2 protein-coding genes, 1 tRNA gene and 2 rRNA genes (1 of these 5 running past the window's edge) are annotated in these 6,147 nt (G+C 57.3%); all 5 read right to left on the reverse strand.

Features of this window, described 5'->3' with window-relative positions:
* Positions 1-35: 35 nt before the first annotated feature.
* Positions 36-824 carry a hypothetical protein gene (locus RLCC275e_RS19360; RefSeq protein ID WP_033179793.1) on the reverse strand — a complete coding sequence of 263 codons (789 nt, stop codon included), beginning with the start codon at positions 822-824 and terminating at the stop codon, positions 36-38.
* Between the two features lie 266 nt (positions 825-1,090).
* Positions 1,091-3,613 carry a methyl-accepting chemotaxis protein gene (locus RLCC275e_RS19365; protein ID WP_033179792.1) on the reverse strand — a complete coding sequence of 841 codons (2,523 nt, stop codon included), beginning with the start codon at positions 3,611-3,613 and terminating at the stop codon, positions 1,091-1,093.
* Positions 3,614-3,830: 217 nt separating this feature from the next.
* Positions 3,831-3,907, reverse strand: a tRNA-Met gene (locus RLCC275e_RS19370).
* A 209-nt stretch (positions 3,908-4,116) separates the two neighbouring features.
* A 5S ribosomal RNA gene (gene rrf, locus RLCC275e_RS19375) occupies positions 4,117-4,231 on the reverse strand.
* 220 nt (positions 4,232-4,451) lie between these two features.
* A 23S ribosomal RNA gene (locus tag RLCC275e_RS19380) occupies positions 4,452-6,147 on the reverse strand (it continues 1,247 nt past the right edge of the window).

The following is a 6,147-nucleotide window of genomic DNA, read 5'->3' on the forward strand; positions in this document are numbered from 1 at the left end:
GGGTGGCTCTTCACGGCGGGAGATTCGAACAGACGCTATAGTCCCGAGGTCAGCACCCTATGACAGGCAGGCGACACGCGTTGCAGATTGTCCCGCAGGCAAGCGATACCCCGCCCTCCGCCCAGAGGCACCATCCGGCACAGGGCCCGAAAATCCGATCCGCAGGTTTCACGCAGGACCATCAGTTCCTCGCGCGGCGAGAAGGCCGGCATCATGGCCCGCGGAGCAGGCGTGGTCGCAACCGTCGCCGCTGCACCGCCGGCGGCTGGGGTTGATCCGCCCAAGGCCGCAACGGCTTGCTGACACGGCGCCGAAAGAGCGGCATTGTGCTGCTGCAAGCAGCTGAGTGCCTCGGTGCCGCCCGGTGTGACGCCGGAGCATTGCGCCATGAAATCGCGTTGGCAGGCCGATTTGACGGCGTTGCGCTGCGCCTGCGTTGGCTGATGCGCTGGCGTACCGGTGGCGGGCGCCGGGCTGGTCGCCCCAGTGGTTGCGGGCGCCGCCGGGGCCGGCTCCGCGGATGTCGACTTGGGTTTGCTGACCGCCGACACCGCCTTCCGGCAGCCCGCTGACAGTGTGGCATTATGCTGTTGCAGACAAGTGAGCGCCTCGATGCCGCCCGGCGTCACCCCTGAACATTGTGCTATGAAATCGGATCGACATTCCGCCTTGATAGCATTGCGCTGCTCTTCAGTCGGCGCCTGCGCGGACGCGACACCAGCAAAGAGCACCACTGCGCAGAGCGCTGGCAATCCCGAGATACCAAACAGAAGGCGACGCCGTCCATGCGGAGCCGTCAGTAGAGAAGATGCCCATTTTCGCATTATTCCTCTCCCTACAAATCTCTAATTTACTTCATGAAATCAAACGTCCTGCCGAACAGGATAATAAACGCCCGCCAATTGGAGGGACGTTGCTTGCCGCTGCGAAAATATTAAAACGCCGGCTCCACGTATATTAGAATATTGCTATTTTAGCAACTATCGTGCGCCTGAAAACTGATGAAGGGAAACGTATCACTCATCAGCCTTCTGATCGGAAACCATGCATCTGAAAGCAAGTTAACAGGTTCTGCGAATACATGCTGCCGTCATGCCGCAGCCTCGTACCCTCTTGAAGCCGGGCTCTCGTGGCCTTCAAGCCGAAAGCGTGCAATCATGTCGGTAAGCGCAAGCGCCTCGGACGATAGCTGTCGGGTGGCAGCATTCGTCTCTTCCACCATCGCTGCATTTTGCTGCGTCATACGATCAATATCGTTCACCGACGCGTTGATCGAATGGAGTGTTGTTGCTTGGTCGCGGCTTGACGAAGCGATGAGCTCGATATGACCGACGATGTGAACGATCTCGCTGGAAATCTCCATCAGCGCATTGCCGGTGCGGCCGACGAATTCGGAGCCGGACGCAACCTCGCGGACAGAATTGTTGATGAGCTCGCCGATTTCTTTGGCTGCGCGCGCCGATCGCTGCGCCAACTCCCGCACCTCCTGCGCCACGACAGCAAAGCCCTTGCCGGCCTCACCCGCTCTTGCCGCTTCGACTCCCGCATTTAGGGCCAAGAGATTGGTCTGGAAAGCGATGGAGTCGATGGCGCTGACAATCTGAACGATCTTGCCCGACGCGTCCTCAATCCGTCCCATGGCCGAGACCGCGTTTTGGACCACTGAAGCCGAAGCGTCGGCGCCCTGTTTGGCGCGTTGGACAAGCGCAAGCGCTGCTGCTGCCCGTCCTGAAGAGGTGTTGACGGCGGAAGAAATCTCCTCCACTGCCGCTGCGGTTTCCTCAAGTGCGGCCGCCTGCTTTTCCGTTCGGCTGGCCAGGTCATCAACGGCTTCCGCCATCTGGCGACCATTGTCGCTGATGAGGGAAGAGGTCTCGCGGATATCGCAGAGCGTCTCCCTGAGACCCGCGACTGACATGTTGAAATCGGTGCGGATCCGGTCGAGTTCAGGGGCAAAGAGTTTATCGATCGAAAAATTCAACTCCCCGCGCGACAGCCGCGTGAGCCCTTCGGCAAGCGCCTCGATTGCGGCGTCAACCTGGACCTTGGCGCTACGTCGCTCGAGTTCGTTGCGGGCGCGCTCGGATTCTGCATCGCTACGCGCGATCTCTGCCTGTTGTTCCATTTCGACATTCGATAGCGCATTTTGTTTGAAGACGGAAAGCGCACGGGCCATTTCGCCGATTTCGTCGCCCCGTGCCTCGCCGGTGATTGCGGTATCGAGCCTTCCCTCTGCGATCTTGCGCATCGCTGCGGTAATCTGGGTGATCGGTCCCTTCAGGGTGACGACCAGCGCGGCACCCGCGGTCATAGCAATCAGGATGCCGATGACAATCGCGCCGCCGGATATCCTATTGGCCTGTTGACGATCCTGCCCAGCATTTTGCCTCTGCGTCTCGGCGAATTGAGCAAGCAGGTTCCAGGTGTTGTCGATCTGCCCCGCAGCGCTGTCGAACTCGGCCAGCTTGCGCGCCGCACCTTCCGAGAGCGCTGCCGCGTTCGCCGCGAGCAGGTCGAGGACGGGTTGAGCCTTCTTCGGAATTTCGGCAAAGACGGGATCGTCGTTCACCACGCCGGCGAGACGGCCGAGCTCGGTCTGATACATGTAGATCGACTGCTGGACTTTCTTCACTCGCGCGTCGTCTGGATTGCCGGCGAGCTCGGCGAAGCCGACGCGGATCTCGTTATTGCTGTTAACGATGGCGCGCAGTTCGTTGCCGACATTCGTCGCCTGCGAGATATCCTTGTCCGACGCGGCAAGCGCAAGCACGGAGGTCCGCATCAGATCGTCGCCTATCGTCTTGAGACTGTCGCCAGTTGCAGCAAGATTGGCGACGGCGGTATCCGTTGCTGGGACATCCAAAGTGTCAAGCGACACCTTCGAAGCGTTGGCGATGGCATCCACAGCAGCGGCATACTGTGCGGCGAGGGCCTCGGTCGCTACAGCAGGCGAAAGCTGCTCCTTTGCCTTCTGCAAATCAGGCCCATATTTGGCTAGCAGGCCAACTTTGTCAGCCGGCGTCGTCGCATTCGTATAGTCATTGCGAAGTTTTGTCGCGACACTGGCGGCGGCGCTGATGGATACGGAATTATTTAGACCGCCCTTGTTGGCATTTTCCAGCTTTTTCGCGCCGGCCATCAGCATGAACGAGCGCTTGCCAACCTGCCCCTGCAGGTCAAGAAGTGCCGCGGAAGCAGCGTCCACATCACTGAGAATTTTCTGCTGTCCCGTTTCGATTTGCCAGATCGCTTCGATCTTTTGCGGGATGATTTGCGACTGATCAAGCGCCTGGTCAAGAAGCCCCACATCGGTCGTCGGCCTTAGCCTCTCGATCGTCTGCTTCAGGTTTTCCAGTTGCTCACGGGCGTCCGCAAGCGCTGTGTCTCGGGCTTCCTGCGACGGCTTCATCAGAAAGCCGGTCATGCTGGAAGAAACATGTTTGAACCCGTTCAGGGATTGCAAAACATGGTTGGAGATCTCCATCCGTCCCTCGAGAAGGCTGGACGCGTAGTACCCCGTCAGTCCCACTGCGCATAGGCTAAAGACGAATGGCGCCAAAAGTACGAGCACCTTCGTCTGAATGCGAACCCGCGACATCAAACCACTTACCACAACCCCATCCCCAACATTGATTGGAGCTAAGCTGTCATTCTTTGTTTAAGAACCGATAAATGGGTTGATCCGAAGGCTATGCGCGCTTCGCCGATCGGGGCGAAGGCATGGTTCATCAGCCTATTACCGCGACCTGGATGCCTGCCTCGACCTATCGGTAAGCAAAAATGCAAAAGCCCGCGCGAGGCGGGCTTTTGAGTGATGTTTTTATGGGATTTGGTTGCGGGGGCAGGATTTGAACCTGCGGCCTTCAGGTTATGAGCCTGACGAGCTACCGGGCTGCTCCACCCCGCGCCTAGCGCAAATCCCGAAGGGATTTGTCGCGTCTGAGTAAACTGCTTTGGCGGTTTACTCTTACTGCCCGAGCAAATTGCTTTTTGCAATTTGTCTCGTGTTTTCCTGCTGATGCATTTTAACACGAAAGGCCGCTTGTGAGCGGCCCTTTGTTTCGGCTTTGGGCCGTTTGTTTTGTGATGAGAAGATTGATTAGTTGCGCTTTGCAGACCTGGCAGCGACCTACTCTCCCGCGTCTTAAGACGAAGTACCATGGGCGCAGGGGCGTTTCACGGCCGTGTTCGGAAAGGGAACGGGTGCAGCCACCCCGCCATAACCACCAGGTCGGCAAAGCGCAACTATATGTTTTGAGAAGCTGGCAGGCGTTAGCCTGTTTTCTTTTTTGAACACGTCTTTCGATCTCTTCCGGCTGCGGGTGCTTGTGGCACCCATACAGGCCAGAGGCCCGTCGCCAATCGTTTGGCGGGCCGTCCGCAGCGCCATTGGCGCGTCAGGACAAAGGTCTGGCACATCGAACGAAGTTCGATGAGCATAGTCAATGAGAACGATCAAGCCAATCGAGCTATTAGTACCGGTAAGCTTCATGCGTTGCCGCACTTCCACACCCGGCCTATCAACGTGGTCGTCTTCCACGGCTCTGATAGGGAATACTCGTTTTCAGGTGGGTTTCCCGCTTAGATGCCTTCAGCGGTTATCCCGTCCATATGTAGCTACCCTGCTATGCCCTTGGCAGGACAACAGGTCCACCAGAGATATGTCCATCCCGGTCCTCTCGTACTAGGGACAGATCCTGTCAATATTCCTACACCCACGGCAGATAGGGACCGAACTGTCTCACGACGTTCTGAACCCAGCTCACGTACCGCTTTAATTGGCGAACAGCCAAACCCTTGGGACCTGCTCCAGCCCCAGGATGCGATGAGCCGACATCGAGGTGCCAAACAACCCCGTCGATATGGACTCTTGGGGGTCATCAGCCTGTTATCCCCGGCGTACCTTTTATCCGTTGAGCGATGGCCCTTCCACGCGGGACCACCGGATCACTATGACCGACTTTCGTCTCTGCTCGACTTGTCAGTCTCGCAGTCAGGCGGGCTTATGCCATTGCACTCGACGACCGATTTCCGACCGGTCTGAGCCCACCATCGCGCGCCTCCGTTACTCTTTCGGAGGCGACCGCCCCAGTCAAACTACCCACCATACACTGTCCCGGACCCGGATGACGGGCCGCGGTTAGACATCCATGACGATAAGGGTGGTATTTCAAGGATGGCTCCACGGAAACTGGCGTCCCCGCTTCAAAGCCTACCACCTATCCTACACATGCCGACACGAATGCCAGTGTAAAGCTATAGTAAAGGTGCACGGGGTCTTTCCGTCTGACCGCAGGAACCCCGCATCTTCACGGGGAATTCAATTTCACTGAGTCTATGTTGGAGACAGCGGGGAAGTCGTTACGCCATTCGTGCAGGTCGGAACTTACCCGACAAGGAATTTCGCTACCTTAGGACCGTTATAGTTACGGCCGCCGTTTACTGGGGCTTCGATTCAAAGCTTGCACCTCTCCTCTTAACCTTCCAGCACCGGGCAGGCGTCAGACCCTATACGTCGTCTTGCGACTTCGCAGAGCCCTGTGTTTTTGATAAACAGTCGCTACCCCCTGGTCTGTGCCACCCCATAATAGTTGCCTAGCATGGGGTCACGCTTCTTCCGAAGTTACGCGTGCAATTTGCCGAGTTCCTTCAACATAGTTCTCTCAAGCGCCTTGGTATACTCTACCTGACCACCTGTGTCGGTTTCGGGTACGGTCTATACGGTGGAGCTATTTCCTGGAACCGCTCCGCTGCCCATCCAATCCAATAAGAATGAACAACTTGTGCAATCCGTCACTACCACCAGGCCCACGAATATTAACGTGGTTCCCATCGACTACGCATTTCTGCCTCGCCTTAGGGGCCGGCTAACCCTGCTCAGATTAACTTTAAGCAGGAACCCTTGGTCTTTCGGCGAGAGGGTCTCTCACCCTCTTTATCGTTACTCATGTCAACATTCGCACTTCCGATACCTCCAGGAGCCCTCACGGGTCTCCCTTCATCAGCTTACGGAACGCTCCGCTACCACTTGCGATTGCTCGCAAATCCTCAGCTTCGGTGCATGGCTTCAGCCCCGTTACATTTTCGGCGCAAAGACCCTTATTTAGACCAGTGAGCTGTTACGCTTTCTTTAAATGATGGCTGCTT

The sequence above is a fragment of the Rhizobium brockwellii genome, assembly GCF_000769405.2.
GTDB classification, from domain to species: domain Bacteria; phylum Pseudomonadota; class Alphaproteobacteria; order Rhizobiales; family Rhizobiaceae; genus Rhizobium; species Rhizobium brockwellii.